Here is a 24245-nt window from a genome sequence, read left to right on the forward strand (position 1 = left end):
TTCCTGCTCGATCTCCCGTAAGGTCAAAGGCCGCTTGGGTTCTGGCTTCATCCGTGTTCCTTTGGTTCGTGGTTGCCCCTTTGCACCCAGGATCGGAACCGTTACCAACTCATTATGGGGGCAGTGTCAAGATGCGCCCCCCTTGCATAAGCCCGCTTGCTTTGGCTGTCCCGGACCTGTTTAATCTCACGCCGTGTTACAACAGCAGACAATCAAGCAGGCGGTGTCTTATGAAGGCATCGGGCTGCATAGCGGGAACCGGGTGAAGATGACCTTCCTTCCGGCGGAGGCAAACACCGGTTTGCGCTTCCGCCGCACAGACTTGGAAGGCAGACCCGAGGTGGAAGCGCGTGTGGAGAATGTGACGGAGACGAACCGCTCGACCACGCTGGGCAAGGGCAATGTACGCATCCACACGGTGGAGCATATCCTCGCGGCGTTCGCAGGTTATAACATCGATAACGCCATCGTAGAGATCGATTCGAACGAACCGCCCATCGCCGACGGCAGTTCCCGTGCTTACTGTGAGATGCTGGACAAGGCGGGTGCGGTGACGCAGACGGAAAAGCGCGAGCCTTACAAGGTCACGGAGCCGCTTCAATTCTCGCACGGTGAGACGGTCATCTCCATTTTCCCCAGTGACACGCTGAAGATCACCTGCACGAGCGCCGGTAAGGGCGGACGCTTCACCCAATTTTATTCCACGGAGATCACGACGGCCACGTGGAAGAAGGAACTCTCGCACGCGCGCACGTTCTGTTACTTCGAGGAGATCGAGTATCTCATCAAGAACGGTTTGATCAAGGGCGGCAGTTTGGAGAACGCGGTGGTCATCCGGGATGACGCTGTGTTGACGACGGAACCCTTGCGTTATCCGGAAGAGTTCGTGCGGCATAAGATGCTGGATATCCTCGGTGACTTCACATTGCTGGGCCGTCCGCTCATCGGCCACATCATCGCCGTGAAGCCGAGCCATGGCGGCAACGTGGAACTCACGAAGCTGATTTCCGCCCAGATGCGCAAGCCGCTGGTGCAGGCGCAGACGTTCACGCCGCCACCGCCCGAAGCGGTCGTGGCCAAACCCGCCGCTCCGGCCAAAGAAAAAGCGAAAGAGGCGAAAGAGCCCGCCGCTGAATCGGAGAATCTTGTTCAGGACGGCGCTTCACTGGACACGATGCAGGTGATGAAAGTGTTGCCGCATCGGTATCCGTTCCTGATGGTGGATCGCGTCACGAAGATCGAAGGCTTGAAGATCGTTGCGGAAAAATACGTGACGATGAATGAACAGTATTTCCAAGGGCATTTCCCTGGTCATCCGGTGATGCCCGGAGTGCTGCAGCTTGAAGCCATCGCACAAGTCGCGGGCATCCTGATGCTGAAGCAAGCGGAGAACGCGGGCAAGATTGCCTACTTCATGGCGGCTGAGAGCGTGAAGTGGCGCAAGCCCGTGCGGCCTGGTTCTGTGCTGATTATCGATGTGGAACTCACGAAGTGGCGCGGCAAGATCGGCAAAGCCAAGGGCGTTTGCAGTGTTTCTGGCGAAACAGTCAGTGAAGCGGAAGTGACCTTCATGGTCTTGGACCCCTAAACCGACCATGACGACGATTCATCCTACCGCAGTCATCCACCCTGGCGCGAAGATCGGCGAGGGCTGCCAGATCGGGCCTTATTGCGTCATCGGCGAGCACGTGACGCTGGGCGCGGATTGCAAGCTGCATTCGCATGTGGTCATCGATGGCCACACGACCTTGGGCAGTGGCAACGTGATTTATCCTTTCGCGAGCATCGGTCTGCAAACGCAGGATCTGAAATGGAAGGGCGGCACTACGTGGACGCGTATCGGGAATAACAACACGTTCCGCGAATACGTGACCATCCACAGCGCCACTTCCGATGGTGATGCGACCGTGGTGGGATCGCACAATAATATTTTGGCCTATTGCCACATCGCGCACGATTGCCAGCTCGGTAGCCACATCGTCATGTCGAACGTGGGCACGCTCGCGGGACATGTGAAGGTGGAGGATCACGCGATCGTCGGTGGCTTGGCCGCTGTTCATCAATTTTGCCGCATCGGCACCATGGCTATCATCGGTGGCTGCTCCAAGGTGGTGCAAGACGTGCCGCCCTACATGCTCGCCGATGGTAACCCGGCCGAGACGCGCACGGTGAACAAAGTGGGCCTCGAGCGGAACGGCGTTTCGGAAGAAGCCCAAGCTGCCTTGAAGCAAGCCTACAAGATAATCTTCCGCGATGGCTTGACGATCAGCAATGCACTGACCCGGATCGAAGCAGAATTGCCGAAACTGCCCGAGGTGGTGCATCTGACGCAGTTCGCGAGGACGAGCGAGCGTGGGTTGAGCAAGTGAGCGGCGCGGTTCTTTTGTAGCCGCGTCTCGTAAGAGCGCGCTAACTTTCTTCTTTTTACAGCTACGAACATATCTGCGGCTCGCACTTGACGAACGGGACCGCACGATAGATGTTATCGCGCTGGCTAATGGGGGCGTACTGGTTTCGACCATGTGAACGCGTCAGAAGCGGCATGCCGAGGATGATCTGTTGGCCTCGTAAATCACTCAGATCAAAAAATTAGTTGCCAACGAAGAACTGGCCCTCGCAGCCTAAGTTGCTGTGACGTCCGCCACTGGACCCCGACTACGGTGGATGGACGCAATAGACGGGTAGATTGAAGCGGAGACTGCGCGACTCTCAATCGAATCTTATACCATGCAGACTAAGCAGTGTGCTTCGCTGTCAGGACGCCAGCACATAGCCGACAATATCTCCTGGCTAAGCATGTAGTCGTGACTGGTTGCTTTGCCTGGCACGCGGGTTCAACTCCCGCCGCCTCCACCAGCCTACGCTCGAAGCGCCGAATTCACCAGCGTTGTGAAATCGGCTTCGAGCTTCGGCTCGGCACGCCAGCGAAAGGATGAGAGCGCAATATCCCGAGGGATAAACTTCATGAAGTTCTACTACGTTTACATTTTGGAGAGCGAGAACGGTGAAGAACATTTCTACGTGGAATTTACCGAGGATTTGAAAGCACGATTGCTGAAGCACAATGAGGGTGGTGTGCCGCATACGGCCCAGTATCGTCCTTGGCGGATAAAGACGGCGGTTGCGTTTACGGAAAGGAAAAAGGCGCTGGATTTTGAGCGGTATTTGAAGACGGGTTCCGGGCGGGCTTTTGCAAAGAAACGGTTATGATTTCAGCCTTCGCAGTTTAATCCGCTTTATTTTTCTTCGACAGGAATTCCCAGCCGATGATCTCTTGGGCGAGGCGATGAGTGGTGGCGATGGCATGCCATGCTTCCTCGGCCAGTTCTCCCAGCCAGTTGAAATCCTGGTGTTTTGCAGGATCATCTTCCTTCGCCAAGGTCTTGTGCTGAGCTTGATCCAAGAGCCAACGATAGCTCGGCAGATGCGGTTCGATTTTGGGCAGGCCTGCTTGCTGGGCTTTCTGATTGGCCCGTTGCGGAATTTTCAAACCAGCGGCATCGAGGTCGCCAAAGTAGAAAACTCGTTGAGCACTGCCGAGTTCGCGGAATATCTCGTGCAGGAATTCGGTGCGTTCGGCGAAGCAGTTTCCTTGGCCGTAGATCACGGCGCTGAATTGGTGCGTCTGCGCATTCCAGCGGCGATAGGAATCCCATGTGGCGGCATTTTCGAGGACGATGATGCTGCCGGTGTTGGTGGGGCCGCGCTGCCAGCCGAGTGGTTCGATGACGGGATGGCATTGCAACGCTGACAGGCTCAAGCGGTCTTTACGGATGAGTGCGCCGCCGATGAGGGCGTCGAGTCGTTTCTCATCACCGAACAGGGCGAAAGAGCGTTCTTTGATGGGGATGCTGGGTGCTTGCGTGTCTTTCGTGAGCAGGAAGGCATGCAGCTTCTTGAGTTCATCAAAGGGAATGCCGGTGCGGGTTTCGCGGAGGAAGGCCAGTTCAGGCACCCACGGGTAATCCTGTATCTGGCGGGCTTCTTCATTCGATGGCGGTTGGAAATCGAAGGCTTCTTTCCAGCGTGATTCAACGGCGAGCGGAATTGTGACGCGCTCGATCAGATGCGTGCGGTAGCGAACAGTTTTGATTTCCAACCAACCTGCTTCGGCCAAGGCGCGAACGTCACGTTCGGCTTCGTTGCGCTCCAAGGCGGAGAGCAATCCGGCGTCATCGAGCAACTTTTCCCAAGCGCGTGAGAAGGGGCGTTGCAAGACTTCCTGCCGATCACTGCGTGCGCGACACCATTGGGTGAAGAGCTCGGCAGCGACGGGCAGGCGCTTGGGATTCATGGTTTAAATTCGGTTACGAATTAAACTGCGGAGGGCGCACTTTCGTCCTTCTCCCCTCGGAGGGGAGAAGGATTGAGGATGAGGGGTGCCCGCGAAAGCATTATGGAATTAATTACGAAAACACTGGCACCCCTCACCCCGGCCCTCTCCCCTCCGAGGGGCGAGGGAGTGGTGCTGCGGGCGTTTTGGAGTGCCTCGGGAAATTTCATGATGGCTATGAGAGAGCATCCATCGCCTCGGCCATGGTGGTGAGGAGCGGGATGTTATCGATGCGCGTCACGTAGCCTTCCTTGTCACGCTGCACTTCTTTCTGGCACATGATGACGGTTTGGGCATGCGGGACCATCACGCCCAAACGTTCCGGTGGAAAGGCCATGATGAGTTGCAATTGGAAGCTGCGGGCGAGGGCCAAGCAATCCTCGATGCCGTCACCAGAGAGCTTGGAGAAGGCTTCATCCATGACGACGAGGCCGAGTTGTTGTGAGCGCGTGGAACTGCGATCTCCGCGATCATACACGCGGCGAAAGGCGGCGAGCATGGAGATGAAGAACGGGGCTTGGTTCTCACCACCGGAGAGGTTGCGTCCGCTACGGCCAAGCGAGATGGGTGGGGCATCCGGTTTGTCCGCCGGGACCATTTCAAGGTCGTAATGATGGTAATTGCGGTAATCGAGGAGGCGGCGCGCGCGGTCATCGCCCTTATCAGGCGCGTTCACGGCTTCCATCAATTCCTCTTTCGCGCGCTGCACTTCCTTGTCCTTGATGGCGGCCATGAGTGGATCACTGGCTTCGAGACCGGAGTCGAGCAATTGCCAGACAGGGCCGTAACCAGCGGTGTCTTTGCGCTGGCTGAGGCGATAACGGAACTTGCCGACAGGCTGGCTCAGGTAACGATCCAGCAGGCGAATCGTGTTCTTCGCTCCTTCGATGCGGCGGTTCAATTCGTTCAGCACGTTTTCTTCGAGACGGCGTTCCCAATCCTTTTTGCGATCAGCGGCTAGCTCGCGAGATTTTTGCAGTTCGATGGTTTCCAGCACACGCAGGCGATTGTCCCACGCCTCGTTGCTTTCATCCTCGATATTGAAGTCGTGCTGGTATTCGGGATGACTCGGGTTGCCGTGTTCATCACGGGCTTGCGCGAGTTTTTCGCGTTCGCTCTTGCGTTGTGCTTGCGCTGCAGTGGCTTTGATGCCTGCGTCCTTGGCCTCGCTATACAACGCAGCGAAGCAATCGTTCCAGCGCGGGTGATCGGTACGGAAACGGTCGCGCAATTGCGTGAGTTCTTTTTCCAGCACGCCGCTGACGCCCTTGCTCAACTCCACACGACTGGCTTCGACTTCGAGACGACCATCACGGACTTCCTGTTCGGCACGAGCAAGACTTTCGCGGAGCGGCTTGGCTTTGAGTTCGAAACCATTGTTGCGATCGCGCAACATACCGATCTGTTCCAGTGCCTGCTTGTGCTGCTTCTCCAATTCTTCGAGCTGCTTTTGTCGGGCGGCGCGCTTGGGCGTTTGCAGCAGATCAATGGTGGCGCGCACGCGGCCGAGTTCAGTTTCCTTGTCCGGCAAGAGGGAGAGTTCGCCGGCATGGTCGGGCAGCGAGGTATCGGCGAGGCCGCCTTTGCGACCGGTGTCGAGCCACGTGGAGACATCGCCGAGGCGTTGCTTGAGTGCGTCGAGTTCCAGACGCGTTTCGTTCTGTTCCTTTTGCTTGGCGGCGCGCATGCGTTCCAAGCCCTCACGACCCAACGTCAATTCTACCGAGTTCGCGGGCTTGAGGCGACGACGCAGCGGGACTTGCTTGAAAATACCTTCCGGTGTGATGGCACGCCCGGCCTCAGTCTTTTCCAATTCCTCCAACGTCTCGACGCATTGGACATCGCCGAGAAGCTGCTCGACGTAAGCGCGCGCGATGGGATGCGTGACCTCCACTTTGCTGAAGAGCGAGTTTTCGCGCACGGTGTTGCGGAGTTGGCGCACTTCGGCGGGATTCAACAAGGACTCGGGTTCACGACCCGGAGGCGTCTTGCGGAGGATATCGAGGGCTTCGCGGTAATCGGCGGGTTTATCGACAACCAAGACCCAGCGATTGCGGCCTAGAAACAATTCCAGCGCGGGCCACCAGCGTTCGGCTTCGGGTTTCACTTCGATCAAGCGGCCAAGCTGTTCGGCGCGAGTGCCGAGCTTCTGCCGCATCGCCGTGAACAGCGGGAAAGAGCCGGGAGCCTGACCTTTTGACAGGTTCTCCCAATCTTCCGCGAGCTGACGCAGGCGCTTCTCCAGGTTGACGATGTCGTTCTTCAACGGCTGCACCAAGTTCTCGATGGCGATCCAGAGTTCGTTGAAGCGGGCGGAGAGCTTTTGCATCGCGTCCAGCCGTTCGGCGTCGGTGCCAGAACGGAGCGTGGCGAGCAGGCGGTCATCGATGGTGAGCGCTTTTTTCAGGCCGTCCAAGGGCAGGGCGGCACCGTGCTTGAGCCATTGTGTCCAGCGATAGTGACGTTCCTCGAAACGCTGGCGCACAGACTTCTGCGCTTCGCGAAGCTGGTTCACCTTGTCCTGCAACTCTTGCTTCTGACGGCTAAGTTGGTCGAACTTCACCTGATCGGGATCTTTCTGAATCTCGAAGCGGACTTCGCCCAAGAGCTTGTTGGTGCTCTCGGCTTCACGAGTGGACTTCTCCAAGGCCTTCAGATCGTCCGCGTGATCGCTTTCTAATCGCTTCAGTTCATCGGCGAACTGTTCGCGGCGCTCTTCATTCTGCAAGAGACGGAGCGTGTGGTCGGTGTGCTTGAGGACGGCTTCCGTGCGCTTGGACGTGGTGTAAATCTGCTGCTGCTCGGCAATGCGGCGCAGGAAGGCGGCTTCGTCCTCCTGCTTTTCTAGACGCTTGCGGGTGTCGTCGTAGGCACGCAACGCACTACGGACATCGCGGACATCGAGCGGGTTTTCTTCGAGGATGAATTCGCGGATGAACTTCTCCACGTTCTCTTCGGGCTCGAAGGCGATGGCTTTGGGGAACGTGCGATTGAAAGCATCCGTATCGAAGTTCAGGTGGCGCGGGGCGGCGAGTTCTTCGAGGTAATCTTTCTGGCGCGAGAACAGGCTTTCATTGCCATATTCACGACGCAGCCACGTGCGGAATTCGTCATCCGGGCGCAGCTTGCCGCCAGGGGCGAGGGCGGAATACTCGACGCGTTCGGGGATGAAGAAATAAGTCTGCTTCGGCGCGGCATCGGGACTGGAATATTCCAGGCGGATGCCCCACGTCTCGCGCTTCACTTCTTTTTTGCCCTTCTCGGGCGTACGGCTGAATTCGAGGGCGACCAAGGTGACGCCGCTTTGACGCAGGAAATGGCGTTGGCCGTTGCGCTGCTGATTCGTATCTCCGAGGCAATAGCCGACGAGGTCGCGGCCACGGGCGTTACCAGCGGCGGCACGATTTGCGCGCCAGTGTTCACCGAGAAGGACGTATTGCAGGAGATCGAGCAAGGCGGACTTGCCTGTGCCGAATGCGCCGGAGATGAGAACGTTATCCGCTACGTCGAAGATCTGGCGGAAGCCATACCAATTCAGCGCGATGACGCGAGTGAGGGAGATGCGCTGGCTCATGCTTCCTCCAAAGGCAAGGTGGGCTCAGGCGCACCGGGTGAAGGTTGGTGACCGCTGGCCTGCTGTTCCCAAGCGGCGAGATTCTCGAATGGAATCACGCGCGGGAGCGTTGGCAAGATCTCGATCTGGGAATCGCCGAAGCGGTTTGGGTCTTCGTGCCATTGCACACGGACGAGGCGGCGGTTACGGAGCTTGCCGAGCATGTCGCGGAGTTGAGCTTCCTTGGGCGGTTCCATCTGCTCGAAGTAAAGGTTGAGCTTGTGCCAGATTTCGTTCGTGGTCACCACGACGGCTTCGACGGTCGATTCCATGCGCGTGTCGTGATAGATGCGCCAGAGTGTGAGAATGAGCAGCGTCTCGGCCTTATTGAAACGCGCCATCAGGCCGCAATCGCCGGGCACGGGGCGGAGTTGGAAAATAGGACGGTCAGGGTCGGGCACGAGTTCCAGATGCAAGGGCGCGAGGTATTCGCCGAGGTCTTTCTGATATTCGCGTGCGAGCAGGTAGAGCTCGCGATCGCGGCCAGCATCGCCGATGAGCGCGCCGTGGGCGAGCAGCGTGGAGAGGATATCCGAGATGGCGGGGCGATCATCCTCGCGGATGTGCTGCCAGAATGAGGGCCAGGGCAGGGGCATGGTCAGGAAAGCCTTTCGAGGGTAAAGCGTTCAACGAGGCGATCGGCCTCGGCATCGCGCGGGATGCGTTCGGGTTCCGTGCCGAGATCACCGCGCACGGTCTGGATGCGCCAACGGATGGAGCGATGCGAACCCGTGGCGGGACCGCGATCAAAGGCGAGTACAGCGAGCAGGTCTAACAAATCATCTTCCACCGTCACGTGCATGTGCTCCGTGGAGATGCTCGCGCCTTTCTCCGGAAGATGACGCTCGACGAAGCGGGCGGCGCGTTGCGGCGTCAGCACGTTCAAATTGCGGCGGCGGATCTCTTCCTTCGCGTCTTCGATGTCCACTGCTGTGTTACTCTCGGCAATGCTGAGATCCACGGTGGAGCGTTGACGGCGTGGACGAGAAAGGGAATCGGTGCCGTAATACATCTCCACCACGGGCGAGAGGATCTGCATGCCGTCCTCGTGCATGAGATCGGCGAAGGAATGGCCCGCATGAATGCGCGCGGCTTTATCCAGATACGCTTTCACCTGCTCGGGGCGGCGACCACGCATCTCCGTCTGGTAACGATAGCGGGCGGCGGAGAGGCGGCTGAAATCGGCCATGCGACCATCGATCAAGCGTTGCTTGATGGGGATGAGCATGAGTTGGCGCTCCAGCTTGATGAGCCAGCGTTCGGCCTCGGCGTAAGCAGCGGTGTCATCCAGTTCCAGATGCTTGGCGATGCCTTCCGCGAGACGCTGTTTAGTGAAGGGATCGTAGAGAGCTTCCTGCGCGATGCTGCGGGCCTGATTCAAGCGCGGGAGCAAACCTGCCTCTTGCAAGGCGTCGTAGCAGACCATGTGATCGCCGGAATGGAAATCGACGAGGAAGCGTTGCAACGTCTCTTGCGCGGAACCGCTGGCGCGCTGGGCGAGTTCGTGCTGGAGCACGAGTGATTCCACGGCGTGCATCTGGTCATCGGCACGACCGGCGCGGTCGATGAGGTCTTTCACCGTCTTGCGCATCTCTTCGGGGCCAAGGCGATTCGGATCGAGCGCGTTATCGCTCAGGATTTCTTTGCAGATGGAACGCAAGGTGACGGCGAAGTCTTTTAGTTCAGCGGGGCGGTCTTCACCGAGTTCACGCAGCACACGCAGCAGACGGCGCAAAGGCGGGGCGATGAGGACGTAGTATTCATCAAGGCTCACGCGGCGCGGTTGCAGCCAATGGGCTTCGATGAGTTTATTAAAGAACTGGCCGGCGCGGAGATTGAGATTTTGGAACTGGCCGCCTTCGTCTTCGGCCAATTGGATATCCGGATGCTGCATGATGACCTCACGGATGAGCAGGCGGGCTTCATCGTGCGGGATCTGGCCGCCTTCATCGGCGGCTTCCACGAGGCGGTCGGCGCAATCGATATAAATGGCGGCAGTCGGACGGCTCAACGGGCGGAAGAATCCGCCGTTGAGCAGAGGGGCGAGCTTGGCGCCCAGAGATGATTTGTTTTCATCCGACATGAGGGCCATAGGGTTAACTGGTTTTTAGGTCGCTGTCACCTGTGCTGATAAGGGGAAAGGAGAAATTTGATTACACCTTACTAGAAGGTGATAAGTGGTGGACATAGGAAAGCCACAGCCTGGCGGGTTGCCGGGTGGGGCAGGTTAATTGAAAATATGCGGTTGCAGGCGTGTCACCCTCTACTGCCGGCAAGATGCCGGCAGCACATTGAGGGCGTTCCTTAGGCGACTTGCGGGGGGCCGAAGCCGGCGCGGTAGTCGCGGGCGAGGATGTCTTTGTTCGCCTGGTCGTGGTTGGAGAATTTGAAGTTCGGGGCATCCCAGCGGAGTTCTTGCCCCGGGAAGCGCGTGGCTTTCACGGCGAGCAGGCACGGCTCGGTGATGCGCCAGCCGATGGTAAGTGGGGTCCACAGCGGTTTCTTAGCGCCGAGGCAGTTGTCCGCCCAGTCTTTCCAGTGGTTGCGTGGCTCGACTTGGGGCAAGGGTTCGTTCTCCACGACCTTGCCTTTACGGAAGACGGTGATCTTGCCATCGGCTTGGAGAAGTAGCGTGCCTTCAGTGCAGACGACCATGGTGTGGTTCGCACCGACTTTCATGGCGGGCAGGCCCAAGGCGGCGAAGGAGGGTTGCTGCGCGCTGTCGTTGTAATGCACCACGAATTTCTCACGAGCGAACTTGCCGCCGCCAGCGTAGGTGATGGTACTTTGGTTGAAGGCGGTGTGACTGGTGTTCGCAGCCTTGTGCGTATGGGTCACAACGGCTTCGGGTGAAGGTAGGTCGTAGGCGAAATAGAGCAGATCGATAAGGTGGCAACCCCAGTCGGCGAGCTGGCCGCCACCGGTTTCCCAGAAGGAACGCCAACGACGCGGGGCGATCTCATCACTGTAAGGAATATCGGCGGCGAGTGGTCCGCGCCAGAGGTTCCAATCGAGATAATCGGGGACTGCTTGGGCCTGACCATAGTCACCCCACGGAGCACCGAAGTAATGACCACGCTCCACGCCGCCGGTCCAGATGTAGGCTTCGACAGGACGACCCAGCTGGTTCTTCAAGAGCATTTCCACGGCTTGCATACGGCCAGTATTGCAGGCGCGTTGGTTGCCCATCTGGGTGACGAGATTCGGGCGCGAGGCCAAGGCGTCGCGCATCATCCGCAGCTCGCTGAGTTGCTGCACGAGCGGTTTCTGACCGAAGAGATGCTTATTGTTTTGCAGGGCGGTGAGCATCATCGGGGCGTGGTGGAAGTCGGGAGTATCGACGATCACGGCATCGAAGTTCGCCATGTGTTTGGAGAAGCCTTCGCGGTAATCCTTCAAGGTCCAAGCGCCAGGAAATTCCTTTTGGATTTTATCGAGTTCGCGCTGGTCCACATCGCAGAAGCCGGCCCATTCGACAGCAGGGTGATCTTTCAGGCCTTTGCGCTGTAGAGCGCCGATGCCGCCGACACCGATCTGGTAGATGCGCAGCTTGCTGTTTTTGTTCGTCTGGGCGCGGGCGGACCAGGAAAGGGCCGCAACACCGGCCGTGATGATGGCGCCGTTTCGCAAAAAAGTGCGACGCGTCACAGGTGTGGAAGGGGTCGTCTTGTTCATAAGTGGATGGGGTGGATTGTGCATGACCGAAGTTTTGCCTCAAGCAAAACAAGCGAAAGGGGAAAGATGATTTTACTTACGAAGTCATCTTCCCGCGCACCCTTGAGGCTGAGCATTACCCACAATCTTCAAAGTTTGGAGTATCCGGCCAGGGGTTCTGAGGTAGGGCATTTCTCGATGGCCGTTTCAATTTATGAGTTCGGCGGTGAAGGCCAAAGTTTGGGCAAAGCCGCAGCTTTGCCCCACCATGATCAGGGAGTAGCCTGCGTTCATGCTCCTAATTCATGCGATGCCATCGCTTTGTTGCAACGTGCAATTTCATAGGGACAAACCGCAAGCGTTGATGGCGAAAAATGGCTTAAATGTCCTGAAAATAGGCCTGTCCAGACCTAAAAGTCGACTGGCATTGGATTGGCTAAAGAATAAAGCATGAGCACTTTAATACTTATCCCCATGTTTGGCGCGGCCGGATGGTCGCTGCTGTATCTGATTTTGGGTGGAGGCATCGGCGGTGCGCTGCTGATCTTCTTCGTCCTTAAAATGATTGGCAAATAAGCCAGCCTTGTGCGGAGCCTGAAAGATGACTGAAATGTAGTTCGATGGTTCCGTGCAATGGTGCGCCGGGTCACTCCGGCGCACCAATATCCTTTTACTGCCAGCCGAGAAGGCTGTCTCAAGCCTACATATGTATTGGTGGATTTTGCATGTTCCCAGAGCAGGCTTTCGCTATATAGTAAGAGTCGAAATCCTGAATGAATGTGGCATGGAATAGATGGGCAGTCTGGCTGGCAATGCTGGTCGGAAGCGGTGTGATGTCAACTCAAGCTGCGGTGGATTACGTCAAAGAGGTCAAACCCATACTCGCCCGTAATTGCTACAAGTGTCACGGAGCTGCGGAGCAGAAATCAGAGATGAGGCTGGACACTGTCGCTTTCGCGTTGAAGGGGGGAAGCCGTGGGCCGGCCATTGTTCCCGGTAAAAGCAGTGAAAGCCGGTTGATACAAGCAGTTCGGGGCATTGCGCCGGAACTGAAGCAAATGCCATTGAAAATGTCTCCGCTATCGGCGGCAGATATTACAACCATTGCCAAGTGGATCGATGAAGGGGCGGTGGCTCCGGCGAATGATGCGCCCCAGGACATGTATGCCTCCGCCAGGGCGCACTGGGCATATCAAGCTCCGCAACGTCCGGCATTGCCGGAGGTGAAGGACAAGAATTGGCCCAAAAATCCGATCGATCATTTCATCCTCGCGAAGCTGGAGGAAAAGGGGATCAAACCTTCACCGGAAGCTGACAAGGTGACTTTGATGAGGCGAGCCGCATTTGACCTGACAGGTCTGCCGCCGACGTTAGAGCAAGTGGAAGCGTATCTGGCGAATTCAAAACCCAAGGCCTATGAAACATGGGTGAACGAATTGATCGCCACACCGCATTATGGTGAACGCTGGGCGCGGCATTGGCTGGACGGGGCCCGTTACGCGGATTCAAACGGTTACAGCATCGATGCTGCGCGGCAGATATGGCAGTACCGAGATTGGGTGATCAATGCGATAAACAATGATCTGCCCTTTGATCGATTCACCATCGAGCAGATAGCGGGAGACATGCTGCCCAATGCAACAGAGGCGCAAAAGGTGGCAACCGGATTTCATCGTAACACGCAGATCAACCAGGAAGGCGGCATCGACAAGGAGCAATTCCGGATCGAATCGATCTTTGACCGGGTGGCGACAACGAGCACTGTGTTCCTGGGGTTGACGGTGGCCTGTGCCCAATGTCACGACCACAAGTTCGATCCGATATCCCAAAAGGAATACTATCAGCTATTCGCATTTTTCAACAGCTCGGATGAACCGTCTCTCCGGGTTCACAACCCGGAAGACCAGCCTAAAACCGAAGAACTCAACCAGAAGATAAAACTGGCAAGAGAAGAGATGGCCGCGATGATAAAAGCTGCTGAGCCAGGGCTGAAGGAATGGGAGGCGGAATTAAGCGAGAGTGTGCGCAAGAAACTTAAGGCCGACGTGGTCAAAGTGCTGGATTTGCCAGTTGAGAAACGGACAGCGGAGCAGAACAGGGTTTTGACGGAAGCGATGCTGGCGGGGGATGCGGTATACAAAAAAAGGGCTGCTGAACTGGCCAAGCTCCAGAAGGAGATGGCCAATTTTGATAGCAATTTTACACTGATCATGGCTGAGCGAAAAGAACCCCGTGACACGTTTCTTTTCATCAAAGGTGATTTCACCCGGCCAGCCGACAAGGTGACGCCGGGTGTGTTAAAGGTGTTGAATCCATTAGACTCCAAGAAACCCAACCGTTTGGATCTTGCCCGATGGCTAGTGGATCGCCAGAACCCATTGACGGCGCGAGTGACGGTGAACCGCATCTGGCAGGTGTATTTCGGCGCGGGGTTGGTGGAGACAGAAAATGACTTTGGCTCACAGGGAGCGTTGCCGACTAACCAGCCATTGCTAGACTGGCTGGCGGTGGAGTTCATGGACAGTGGGTGGAGCCAAAAACATATCCACGAGTTGATAGCCAGTTCGGCGACCTACCGGCAGTCATCCAATGTGCGCAAAGACTTGGAAACGGTGGATCCGACGAACAAGTTGCTCGCACGGCAAAACCGTCTGCGGCTGGAGGCAGAACTGGTGCGGGACTCGGCGTTGTCCGCGAGCGGGATGCTTTCGCGCAAGGTGGGTGGACCGAGCGTGTATCCACCGCAGCCGGATGGTGTGATGTCATTGGGGCAGATGAAGCGGGAATGGACTCCGAGCAAGGGCGAGGACCGGTATCGCCGGGGCATGTACACCTTTTTCTGGCGGGCTACGCCCAACCCGTCGCTTATGGTGTTTGATGCGCCGGACAGCTTTAGTTCCTGTACCCGGCGTCCCCGCTCCAACACACCTTTGCAGGCGCTTACCTTGTTAAATGACCAAGCTTACTACGAGCTTGCCCATGCTTTGGCTGAACGCGTGATGCGTGATGGGCCGAAAGAGGATGCGGCGAAGATCGAGTATGCTTTCAAGCTGTGTACATCACGTGCTCCAGACAATATCGAGCGTGAACGGCTGGCGGATTTGTTGAAATCGGAGCAGAAAACGTTTGCCCAAGCACCGAATGAGGCGAAGGAACTGGTGGGGGCGAAAGAGAAGTTTGACTCCGTGCAGCTAGCGTCATGGATGACGGTGTCGCGAGTGCTGCTCAATCTGGACGAAACCATTACCCGTGAATAAGCGATGAAGCCCGTGTCTAAAGATCCATTGCATGAAGTTACCCGGCGGCATTTCTTCAGCCGTTGCGGAATGGGGCTTGGTTCCATCGCGCTGGCTGGTTTGCTGGGTGGAAATAAGGCATCGGCAGAAGGGTTAAAACTCAAGAATCCTTTAGCGCCGAAGGAACCGCATTTCACGCCCAAGGCGAAGAATGTCATCTTCATGTTCATGGCGGGCGGGCCTTCACAGCTCGATTTGTTTGATTACAAGCCGAAGCTGGTGGATCTGAACGGGCAGCCGATCCCGCAATCGTTCATTGAGGGAAAACGGTTTGCGTTCATGGACAGCAGCCATCGTACGAACCTGTTGGGCACGCGACGCGAGTTCAAACAGCACGGCAAGAGCGGTATGTGGGTGTCGGATCTTATGCCGCATACGGGTAGCATCGTGGATGACATCACGATGGTGAAGTCTTGCGCGACGAATCTTTTCAATCATGCACCCGCGAAGCTTTTCATGAACACGGGCTCCGGCATCTTCGGAAGGCCGAGCATGGGTTCATGGGTGACGTATGGCATTGGCAGTGAATCGAATGACTTACCTGGTTTCGTGGTGCTGCAATCTGGCCCGCGTGGCCCTCGTGGTGGTTCGGTGAATTGGGCTTCGGGCTTTCTGCCAAGCACGTATCAAGGTGTGCCTTTGCGAGGGCAGGGTGAACCGATCCTGAATTTGAACCGGCCGCTGGGCATCAGCCCCGAGAGGCAAAGACGCACGATCGATGCGGTGCGGGACTTGAATTTCAAGCGCTTGGTGGAGACGGGGGATGATGAGATCGCGACGCGCATCTCGGCCTACGAGATGGCGTATCGCATGCAGACGAGCGGGCCGGAGTTGATCGATATTTCCGGTGAATCGAAGGCGACGCTGGATATGTATGGCATTGATCCTTACAAGCCGTCGTTTGCGCGGAATTGTCTGCTGGCGCGACGTTTGGTGGAGCGGGGCACACGTTTTGTGCAGCTCTATCACACGAATTGGGACAGCCATGGCGGGCCTAATGAAAATTTGCAGGAAGATTTCGAGCGTGTGACGAAAGAGGTGGATCAAGGCGGTGCGGCTCTGGTGAAGGATTTGAAGGCGCGCGGGCTGCTGGATGATACACTTGTCATATGGGGCGGAGAGTTTGGTCGCACGCCGATGGGTGAGGTGCGTGAGAAGACGGGGCGCAATCATCATATCGATGCGTTCACGATGTGGTTCGCGGGTGGTGGCGTGAAGCAGGGTTACGTGCTGGGTGAGACGGATGAGCTGGGTTTCAACGCGGTTCATGACAAGGCGCATGTGCATGATCTGCACGCGACGATCCTGCATCTGCTCGGATTGGAGCACACGAAGCTGACGTTCCGGTTCCAAGGGCGTGACTTCCGGTTGACGGATGTGGAGGGGGAGATATTGCACAAGATGCTAGCCTAGCCGGTTGCACCGGCGGGCCAATATGGGGAATCGGCCCGAAGCTTTTAGCAACGGCTTTGACACATTGGAGGATTACCGGCTAACTGGCTGAGCGTGGACAAACTCGTCACCAAAGTAAGGAAGAATATTCAGTCGCATGGCCTGATTCAGAAGGGCGAGGCGGTGTTGGTGGCGGTTTCTGGTGGGGTGGATTCCATGGTGCTGCTGGATGTGCTCCGGCAATTGGCGGAGACGGATGGTTTCACGATCTTGGTGGTGCACTTCAATCATCAGTTGCGGGGGCGGGCGGCAAATTTGGATGAGAAGCTGGTGCAGAAGTATTGCGTGAAGCATGGAGTGCTATTTGAAGCGGGCAGGGGAGATGTAAGAGGATTGGCGAAGGAGAAAAAGATTTCCATCGAGATGGCGGCGAGAGAATTGCGATTGGATTTTCTTTCATTGGTTGCAGAAGAACTTCGCTGTAATCGTGTGGCAGTGGCGCATCATGCGGATGATCAAGTGGAGCTTTTTTTTATCCGGCTCTTTCGCGGTAGTGGTGGTGATGGATTGGGTGGTATGGAGTGGGAACGTGCTTTTCCGGGGGAAGAGAGCGGGTTGAGGCTGGTGCGTCCTTTACTGGATCTGGATAAAGCGGAGTTGTTGCAATACGCGAAGCAGCACGCGGTGCCGTATCGCGAAGATGCGACGAACAAGGATACAAAGATTTTTCGCAACCGGATCAGACAGAAACTGGTGCCGGAGATCAGGACTCTCTTTGGAGAGGGGGTGATGCCTGCTATCATCCGCACGATGGAGGTGACCTCTGCGGAAGCTGATTTGGTCGCCGTAGAAGCCAAGGCATGGGTGGGGTCAGCGAAACGAAAACTAGCGTTTTGCAAATTGCACGTTGCGGTTCAGCGGCAGATTATTCAGCAGCAGTTGTGGAGTTTGCAGGTGGCGGAGTCGTTTGAATTGATTGAGGAGCTAAGGACGGCGCAGGATGTCATTGTGCAGGTGGATAAGTTAACTTTTTTATGTCGTCGTCCTGATGGCACGGTAGAAAAGAGCGGGCCGAAAGCGTTGGATTTTAATGCAAATGGCTTGGAAGTGGCTATGGTAAATCCCAGCGGAACAGTGCTATTCGCTTCGTTGGCAATCACTTGGGAGAAAGAGGAGATAGTCGGGGAATTTAAAAGACCGAAATCGTCGATTGGAATGGAAGTCTTTGATGTGGAGAAGGTTGGGGATATTGTTCGGTTGCGGCATTGGCAGGCTGGGGATCGGTTCCAACCGTTGGGGATGGCGGAATCGGTAAAGTTACAGGACTGGTTTGTGAATCAGAAGATTCCGGCGGAGCGGAGGCGGAAGTTGGTGGTGGCTGAGGCGGCGGATGGACGGATTTTCTGGGTAGAAGGATTGCGGATCGGGGAGCAATTCAAACTCGACAAGGCTTCCCGGCAGCGGTTGAAATGGCAATGGCAAGCCGTGAGTCCGAGATAGTAGGGGTAGATACGGAATCTTATGGGGTGCTTAAACTATTGGCAGATGGCCGGTTGCTAGTGCGCAACGACCATGCTAGTGTAGTCAAAATTACAAATGTCGGACGAAAATAAGAACTTCGAAAACGGTCGCGGCGGAAGCGGCGGCGAGTTTAGGACCCCACCCAAGACGTGGTTGTATTGGCTGTTGATCATCAGTGTCATCCCAGCGCTCATCATCATCCAAGGCAAAGGGCAGGCGAAGATCGAACCATTGACGCATACGCAGTTCGTTGAGTTGGTGGATCAGGACAAGATCGTCTCCGGCGAGATCAATTATCATCCGCAATCTCCCGACCTGCGCGAGATCACGGGCAAGTATACGGTGGAGGACAAGGCTGCCGCGGGTGGCAAGGCAGAGAAGAGTTTCCGCATCAAGACGCGTTTGAATGAGCCGCTGGAGGAGAAGATCCTCGCGACGGGCAAGTTCAAGACGGTGGAGCCGAATACGTTCATGATGGGCTTGATGATCACGCTGCTGCCGTTCCTGCTGATCGCCATCCTTATCTATTTCTTCTTGTTCCGTCAGATAAAGAATGCGGGCAAGAACGCGATGAGCTTCGGCAAGAGCAAGGCGCGCATGCTGAGCAAGGAGAAGAACAAGACGACCTTCAAGGACGTGGCTGGTGTGGAAGAGGCGAAGGAAGAAGTCTCTGAACTGGTGGAGTTCCTGAAGGATCCGAAGAAATTCCAGAAACTGGGAGGCCGTATCCCGAAGGGTATCTTGATGGTGGGTTCACCGGGTACTGGCAAAACGCTGTTGGCGAAGGCTATCGCGGGTGAAGCGGATGCGTCGTTCTTCAGCATCAGCGGTTCCGATTTTGTAGAGATGTTTGTGGGTGTGGGCGCGAGCCGCGTGCGCGATATGTTCGAGCAGGCGCGCAAGAGCACGCCGTGCTTGATCTTCATTGACGAAATCGATGCCGTGGGTCGCAGCCGCGGTCATGGCTTCGGTGGTGGCAATGACGAGCGCGAGCAGACGTTGAATGCATTGCTGGTGGAGATGGATGGCTTCGATACGCAGGAAGGCATCATCATCATCGCGGCAACTAACCGCCCGGATGTGCTGGACCCGGCGTTGCTGCGCCCGGGCCGTTTTGACCGGCAGGTGATCGTAAGCCTGCCCGATGTGCGCGGTCGCGAGGCGATCCTCAAGGTCCACGCGAAGAATGTGAAGCTCGACCCGCTGGCAGACCTCTCGATCATTGCGCGGGCGACTCCGGGTTATTCTGGTGCGGATTTGGCCAATCTTTTGAACGAAGCGGCCTTGCTGGCGGCTCGTGCAGGCAAGAAGGCGGTGACGATGCCGGATCTCGAAGAGGCGCGCGTGAAGGTACGTTGGGGCCGTGAGCGTCGCAGTCTGGCCATGACGGATGAGAATAAGAAGCTCACCGCCTGGCATGAGGCTGGTCATGCATTGGTGAACGTGCTCTTGGAGCATGCGCATCCGCTGCACAAGGTGACGATCATTCCGCGTGGGCAATCGCTGGGTTCTACATGGTCGTTGCCGAAGGAAGACCAGTTGAATCACGGTCGCTTGGAGATGATCGATATCATCACCATGACGATGGCAGGTCGTATTGCAGAGGAGATCGTGTCCGGCGATATCTCCAGCGGTGCGGCTGGTGATATTCAGCAGGCTACGAATCTGGCGCGCGCGATGGTTTGCCAATGGGGCATGAGCGACAAGCTGGGCATGGTCCAGTACGGGAACGACAATGATAATGTGTTCCTCGGTCGCGACATGGCGACGCGCAAGGATTACAGCGAGCGGACCGCGCAAGAGATCGATGAGGAAGTGCGCCGTATCATCACAGAGGCGTATAACAAGTCGAAGAACCTGCTGGAATCGCATCGCGACAAGCTGGAGATCATCGCGAATGCGTTGCTGGAGTATGAGACTTTGGATGGTGCGCAGGTGCTGGACATCGTGAAGACGGGCAAGTTCACGCCGCCGCCGAGCCAAGGAAATGGTGAGCCGCCGATGGGCGCGCCAGCGGTGACACCATTGCCGGAAATTCCGAAACCTACGCCGCCGAAGCTGGATCCGGGTCTGGGTTCGGCTGCGCCAGCTCCGGCATAAAGTTGATTCTTTCAAAAGCCGTCCAAGAAGAGATTCTTGGACGGCTTTTTGTTTTGATAGTGGGTCAGATTAATGGGCGTCTTTCTATGGCCGATTCAATTTGTGAGTTCGGCGGTGAAGGCCGAGGTTAGGGCAAAGCGGCAGCTTTGCCCCACCATGGACAGAGGATAGCCAGCGTTATTTTGCTTTCCTGTGTCATCGGCATTTCGGGGCCGTGTCTGGATGCGCTTAACTGATCCATTACCTTTTTCTTTTTGTTTACGGACGGGTTCAATTGTCACAACGTGGTTCTCATCTTTCACATGAACACACGCTGGCTTTCTTTCTGCATCGGTTTGGGCGCTTTGCTGTCGGCGCAAGCGCAGAGCACTCCTCAAATCGCTTCGGCTTCCACGAATACCGCCAAGTATCCGCAAACGAATCTGGCGACGTGGTATGAGGTGGATGCGAAATGGCCGCAGCGACCAGCGGAGTTCAAGGCGGCGGCGGTTTCCAGTGTGGCGGTGGACAAGCAGGACAACGTGTGGGTGTTCACACGCACGAAACCGGCGGTGCAGGTGTATGCGCCGGATGGGCGTTATCTGAAAGGCTGGTGGGATAATGCGAAGACGGTCGCGCATACCATCAAGCTGGATAAGGAGGGGAACGTGTGGCTAGTGGATGTGGGCACGCACACGGTGCGAAAGCATAAGCCGGATGGTGAGTTGCTGCTGACTTTGGGCACGGATGGTGAGCCGGGGGCGGATGAGAGGCATTTCAACAAACCGACTGACATAGCGTTCGGTCCGAAGGGCGACATCTTTGTGAGTGATGGTTATGGCAACAGCCGGGTGATGCGGTTCGACAAGAACGGCAAGTTCATCAAGGCGTGGGGAACGCTAGGGACTGGAAAGGAGAATTTCAGTCTGCCTCATGGCATCGCATGTGATTCAAAGGGCCGGGTCTATGTCGCTGACCGGAACAATGTGCGTGTGCAGGTGTATGATGCGGAGGGCAAGCTGCTGGATTCGTGGAGCAATCTGATTGTGCCGTGGAGTTTCTGGGTGACGGAGAAGGATGAGATCTGGGTCTGCGGTTCTTCGCCGATGCCGTGGAAGTTTGATCCGAAGTATCCGACGTTGCCGCTGGGTTGTCCGCCGAAGGATCAAGTGTTCATGCGGTTCAATACGGCTGGGAAGTTGTTGCAACTATGGACAGTGCCGAAGGGGGAGGATGGAAAAGAGCAGCCGGGTGATCTGAACTGGGTGCACACGATGGCGCTGGATTCCAGCGGGAACATCTACGCCGGAGATATCATCGGAAAGCGGGTGCAGAAGTTTGTGCGGCAGAATTGAGGGCCGGTATGCAAACGTAACGGTTTCTGGCAAATCCCAGGCACCCCTCACCCCGGCCCTCTCCCCTCCGAGGGGCGAGGGTGTCCACGCCTCTCACTTTTTACCCCTTAAAGTTCATGTTCTAAGCCAATTCCGCTCGCACGGTTTCTAGCAGGGCGATCGTTTTGCGGATGCCTTCGAATTCGCTGATTTCTACGCCTTCATATTCTACGCCGACGTAGCCGCGATAGCCGGCGTCTTTCACGATTTTCAGCATGCGGCGGTAATCTGTGTGGCGTTCGTTGCCTTGGGCGTCGAAGTTATTCGTCTTGGCGCTGGCGCCTTTGGCGAAGGGCATGAGTTCGGTCACGCCTTGATAGCGGTCATATTGCTCGTTCTTGATGCGGTCGATGTAGAAGTTGCCGAAGTCGGGCAGGGTGCCGCAGTTCGGATGGGCAACGAGTTTCATCACGCCGGAAAGCCATGCGCCGTTGGAGGACAGGCCGCCGTGGTTTTCCACGATGGTATTGATGCCGATCTTGCTGGTGAACTCGGTGAGCTTACGCAAGCCGTCGGCGGCACGCTTTTGTTGTTCTTCAAAAGAACCGATGTTGCCGGTGGCGGCGTTTACGCGGATGGAATGGCAGCCGAGGAACTTCGCAGCATCGGCCCATTTGTAGTGATTCTCCACGGCGGTCTGGCGCTTCTTGGCATCGGGATCGCCAAGATTGCCTTCGCGATCGCACATGATGAGCACGCTACGGACACCTTCACCATTGCAGATGTTTTTGAGCTCGGTGAGGTAGGCCGTGTCCTTGGCCTTATCCATGAACATCTGGTTCACGTATTCCACGGCGCCGAGTTTGAACTCGCGGCGGGTGACTTTGGGGAAGTCCAAGTTCGTCAGTTCGCGTTTGGTCAGAATGGCTTTGTGCAGTGACCATTCAGCGAGGGAGATTTCGAACCATGGTTTTTTGGCGGAAGCAGAACCAGATTTGCAACCGGCCAGCCCGAGGCTCAGACCGGCGAGAGCCAGAGACGATTGCTTGAGGAATGAGCGGCGGTGCAATGGGTGATTCATTATCTCGTTGGGCTTAAACTTTAATCAATGCTTAGAACTGCCTGACAACGGAGGGTTGCGGAACAAGACAACGAACAAGACCAAGATAATCGCAGCAAAGGCGGCAGGCTTGCCCCAGAGGGATTTCCATTCAATCGCTTTGAGCTCCTGTTTGCGGAGGGTTTGTTTTTCCTCTTCCAGCTTGGTGATCTGAGGCTCTAGCAGAGCCTTTGCAGCAGGATCGGCAGTTGCCAGTTTGGACTTGGCTTCATCGAGGGCCTTGCCTGCGGCGACGAGTTGAGCTGCATACTGTTTGGATGCATCCGGTGTGTGCTGAGTCTCGATCTTGCCCGCGACTTGAGCACCGATGAACATGCCCAATCCCAAAGTGAAGAGCACCAACAGACCTTGCGCCTGGCCGCGAATCTCTTTCGGAGCCACTTGATCCGTGTAAATCTGGCCAGTGACGAAGAAGAAGTCATAGCAGATGCCGTGGATTACGACGCCGAACAAGATCATCCAGCGGACTTCATCCGTGGCACCCAAGGCGAAGAGTGCGTAACGGACCACCCAGGCCAGCATGCCGACGGCGAGCATCCATTTGACACCCAGACGGGCGAAGAAGAAGGGCATCACGAGCATGAAGAAGATCTCTGACATCTGTCCGTAGGACATCGTTTGGCCGACGGGCAAACCGGTCATTTCCACTACACGACTGGTGATCTGGTAATAGAAAGCCAGAGGGATGCAGATGAGCATCGAAGATACGAGGAATATGAGATATGATTTGTTTTTCAGGAGCACCAAGGCATCCAAGCCCAAGATTTGACGGGCAGAAACAGGGCCGCTGGAGGCTGCGGGCGGAGTGTGAGGGAGCAAAAAGCTGAAAAGTCCCAAAGCCAGAGAAGCGCCAGATGTCAGGTAGAACATGTGGATCTGGTTATCCCATTTGAGTGCCGTCAGGCTTAGTCCGGCGGCAATCCAGCCGATAGTACCCAAGACGCGGATGCCCGGGAATTCCTTCTCCGGGTTGGTCATGTTTTTCATGGCCAGCGTATTGGTCAGAGCCAACGTCGGGAAGTAAGTGAGCATGTAGGCGAAGAAAAAGCTATTGATGACGTTGGGGTTGGGCGTGGCACCGGTCATCTGGGTGGTGGCCAAAAACATGAAACCTGCACCCAGAAGATGCATGGCGGCCAAAACTCTTTGGGCGGCAAAGAAACGGTCGGCGATCATGCCTACAAAAAATGGGGAGATCATGCCGGCGATCGGGCCCACGGAATACATCCAGCCGAAATCACCAGCACCGAAACCGATGGTGCTCAGATAGTTTGGCCCGGTGACGTACCAAGCTCCCCAGATGAAGAATTGCAGGAACATCATCACGGAAAGCTGAATGCGGACGTTTGTATTCATATGAAGTTTGCTGTGAGACAGGATAGGGAACAATGGGGAAGAGAGGCAAGCGGGTTTGCTGAGGGAGAAAAAATTGCTGGGAGATATCAACTACGGAGAGCACGGAAAAATATGGCCGCAACGAAGCGGATAATCTTCAACCGAATGGGGGCAAACGAATGGAGGTGATTTTTGACAGGATGAACAGGAGAGAGCAGAGGGAACGGAGTTTAACAGAAGGGAGCGAAGGGAGGGGGAATGGTTGCACGGAGAGTTTGAAGTTTTCAGTGGGAAAAGGCAGAGGGGAGTGACCGCGAAACACGCGAACTATGCGAGCAGGAAGAGGAGCAGCGGGGATGAGAAATGCGAGTTACGTAAGTTGTGGTTTTTGGATGTTCTTGGTGTCGAAAAGGTTGGGTTTTCATCGCAAATTTTAGTGAAAAGAGGTGGTTTTCTTGAGGGTTTTGTGGGATAGATTTAGGTGCTGGCAGCTCGCTGCTGGTAAAGGAAGGGCCGAAGGCCAAGTTTCTGGTTCCTAGTTTTGAGTTTCGGGTTAGGGACACGGAAG

General features: G+C 56.3%; 16 protein-coding genes and 1 other RNA gene. 10 read left to right on the forward strand and 7 right to left on the reverse strand.

Features of this window, described 5'->3' with window-relative positions; translation table 11 throughout:
* The first annotated feature begins 193 nt into the window (after positions 1-193).
* The 4 genes from lpxC (at position 194) to VGH19_14675 (ending at position 3210) form a co-directional block, all read left to right on the forward strand.
* A complete protein-coding gene (lpxC, locus tag VGH19_14660) occupies positions 194-1588 on the forward strand; it encodes a UDP-3-O-acyl-N-acetylglucosamine deacetylase (protein ID HEY1172609.1) in 1395 nt (464 codons plus the stop codon).
* 7 nt (positions 1589-1595) lie between these two features.
* A complete protein-coding gene (gene lpxA, locus VGH19_14665) occupies positions 1596-2369 on the forward strand; it encodes an acyl-ACP--UDP-N-acetylglucosamine O-acyltransferase (protein ID HEY1172610.1) in 774 nt (257 codons plus the stop codon).
* Between the two features lie 130 nt (positions 2370-2499).
* Positions 2500-2856: a transfer-messenger RNA gene (ssrA, locus tag VGH19_14670) on the forward strand.
* Positions 2857-2964: 108 nt separating this feature from the next.
* A complete protein-coding gene (locus tag VGH19_14675) occupies positions 2965-3210 on the forward strand; it encodes a GIY-YIG nuclease family protein (GenBank protein HEY1172611.1) in 246 nt (81 codons plus the stop codon).
* A 16-nt stretch (positions 3211-3226) separates the two neighbouring features.
* Here VGH19_14675 and VGH19_14680 read toward each other — a convergent pair whose 3' ends face one another.
* From VGH19_14680 to VGH19_14700, 5 genes are all read right to left on the reverse strand, one after another.
* Positions 3227-4294: a Wadjet anti-phage system protein JetD domain-containing protein gene (locus VGH19_14680; protein HEY1172612.1), complete on the reverse strand. Its 1068-nt coding sequence runs from the start codon at positions 4292-4294 to the stop codon at positions 3227-3229.
* Positions 4295-4508: 214 nt separating this feature from the next.
* Positions 4509-7907, reverse strand: a complete 3399-nt coding sequence (locus VGH19_14685) for an SbcC/MukB-like Walker B domain-containing protein (protein ID HEY1172613.1) — start codon at positions 7905-7907, stop codon at positions 4509-4511.
* Positions 7904-8542, reverse strand: a complete 639-nt coding sequence (locus tag VGH19_14690; GenBank protein ID HEY1172614.1) for a DUF4194 domain-containing protein — start codon at positions 8540-8542, stop codon at positions 7904-7906. Before VGH19_14690 ends, VGH19_14685 begins: the two co-directional genes overlap by 4 nt.
* A gap of 2 nt (positions 8543-8544) precedes the next feature.
* Positions 8545-10038 carry a Wadjet anti-phage system protein JetA family protein gene (locus VGH19_14695; protein HEY1172615.1) on the reverse strand — a complete coding sequence of 498 codons (1494 nt, stop codon included), beginning with the start codon at positions 10036-10038 and terminating at the stop codon, positions 8545-8547.
* Between the two features lie 212 nt (positions 10039-10250).
* Positions 10251-11621, reverse strand: coding sequence for a Gfo/Idh/MocA family oxidoreductase (locus VGH19_14700; protein HEY1172616.1), 1371 nt, complete (start codon positions 11619-11621; stop codon positions 10251-10253).
* A 429-nt stretch (positions 11622-12050) separates the two neighbouring features.
* On the opposite strand from VGH19_14700, the gene VGH19_14705 reads away from it, so the two are divergent.
* From VGH19_14705 to VGH19_14730, 6 genes are all read left to right on the forward strand, one after another.
* Positions 12051-12176: a hypothetical protein gene (locus VGH19_14705; protein HEY1172617.1), complete on the forward strand. Its 126-nt coding sequence runs from the start codon at positions 12051-12053 to the stop codon at positions 12174-12176.
* A gap of 257 nt (positions 12177-12433) precedes the next feature.
* On the forward strand, positions 12434-14857 hold the full coding sequence (locus VGH19_14710) for a PSD1 and planctomycete cytochrome C domain-containing protein (GenBank protein ID HEY1172618.1): 2424 nt from the start codon (positions 12434-12436) through the stop codon (positions 14855-14857).
* Between the two features lie 3 nt (positions 14858-14860).
* Positions 14861-16309 (forward strand): DUF1501 domain-containing protein, encoded by a 1449-nt coding sequence (locus tag VGH19_14715; GenBank protein HEY1172619.1) that lies wholly within the window; start codon positions 14861-14863, stop codon positions 16307-16309.
* A 93-nt stretch (positions 16310-16402) separates the two neighbouring features.
* Positions 16403-17788, forward strand: coding sequence for a tRNA lysidine(34) synthetase TilS (gene tilS, locus VGH19_14720; GenBank protein HEY1172620.1), 1386 nt, complete (start codon positions 16403-16405; stop codon positions 17786-17788).
* 96 nt (positions 17789-17884) lie between these two features.
* Positions 17885-19909, forward strand: a complete 2025-nt coding sequence (gene ftsH, locus VGH19_14725; protein ID HEY1172621.1) for an ATP-dependent zinc metalloprotease FtsH — start codon at positions 17885-17887, stop codon at positions 19907-19909.
* 302 nt (positions 19910-20211) lie between these two features.
* Entirely contained in the window at positions 20212-21243 is a 1032-nt protein-coding gene (locus VGH19_14730; GenBank protein HEY1172622.1) for a peptidyl-alpha-hydroxyglycine alpha-amidating lyase family protein, read from the forward strand.
* A gap of 121 nt (positions 21244-21364) precedes the next feature.
* Here the strand turns inward: VGH19_14730 and VGH19_14735 are convergent, their stop codons facing one another.
* Positions 21365-22303: a sugar phosphate isomerase/epimerase family protein gene (locus tag VGH19_14735; protein ID HEY1172623.1), complete on the reverse strand. Its 939-nt coding sequence runs from the start codon at positions 22301-22303 to the stop codon at positions 21365-21367.
* Between the two features lie 24 nt (positions 22304-22327).
* Positions 22328-23698, reverse strand: coding sequence for an MFS transporter (locus VGH19_14740; protein ID HEY1172624.1), 1371 nt, complete (start codon positions 23696-23698; stop codon positions 22328-22330).
* Between the last annotated feature and the right edge of the window lie 547 nt (positions 23699-24245).

This window comes from Verrucomicrobiia bacterium (assembly GCA_036405135.1).
GTDB lineage: Bacteria > Verrucomicrobiota > Verrucomicrobiia > Limisphaerales > JAEYXS01 > JAEYXS01.

Excerpts from the sequence above, each read along its gene's own strand:
- VGH19_14690 (HEY1172614.1), bottom strand. The coding sequence starts at position 8,542 with ATGCCCCTGCCCTGGCCCTCATTCTGGCAGCACATCCGCGAGGATGAT.
- VGH19_14710 (HEY1172618.1), top strand. The coding sequence starts at position 12,434 with ATGTCAACTCAAGCTGCGGTGGATTACGTCAAAGAGGTCAAACCCATA.
- VGH19_14680 (HEY1172612.1), bottom strand. The coding sequence starts at position 4,294 with ATGAATCCCAAGCGCCTGCCCGTCGCTGCCGAGCTCTTCACCCAATGG.
- VGH19_14715 (HEY1172619.1), top strand. The coding sequence starts at position 14,861 with ATGAAGCCCGTGTCTAAAGATCCATTGCATGAAGTTACCCGGCGGCAT.
- VGH19_14735 (HEY1172623.1), bottom strand. The coding sequence starts at position 22,303 with ATGAATCACCCATTGCACCGCCGCTCATTCCTCAAGCAATCGTCTCTG.
- VGH19_14705 (HEY1172617.1), top strand. The coding sequence starts at position 12,051 with ATGAGCACTTTAATACTTATCCCCATGTTTGGCGCGGCCGGATGGTCG.
- VGH19_14675 (HEY1172611.1), top strand. The coding sequence starts at position 2,965 with ATGAAGTTCTACTACGTTTACATTTTGGAGAGCGAGAACGGTGAAGAA.
- VGH19_14695 (HEY1172615.1), bottom strand. The coding sequence starts at position 10,038 with ATGGCCCTCATGTCGGATGAAAACAAATCATCTCTGGGCGCCAAGCTC.
- VGH19_14730 (HEY1172622.1), top strand. The coding sequence starts at position 20,212 with ATGAACACACGCTGGCTTTCTTTCTGCATCGGTTTGGGCGCTTTGCTG.
- lpxA (HEY1172610.1), top strand. The coding sequence starts at position 1,596 with ATGACGACGATTCATCCTACCGCAGTCATCCACCCTGGCGCGAAGATC.
- VGH19_14685 (HEY1172613.1), bottom strand. The coding sequence starts at position 7,907 with ATGAGCCAGCGCATCTCCCTCACTCGCGTCATCGCGCTGAATTGGTAT.
- ftsH (HEY1172621.1), top strand. The coding sequence starts at position 17,885 with ATGTCGGACGAAAATAAGAACTTCGAAAACGGTCGCGGCGGAAGCGGC.
- VGH19_14700 (HEY1172616.1), bottom strand. The coding sequence starts at position 11,621 with ATGAACAAGACGACCCCTTCCACACCTGTGACGCGTCGCACTTTTTTG.
- VGH19_14740 (HEY1172624.1), bottom strand. The coding sequence starts at position 23,698 with ATGAATACAAACGTCCGCATTCAGCTTTCCGTGATGATGTTCCTGCAA.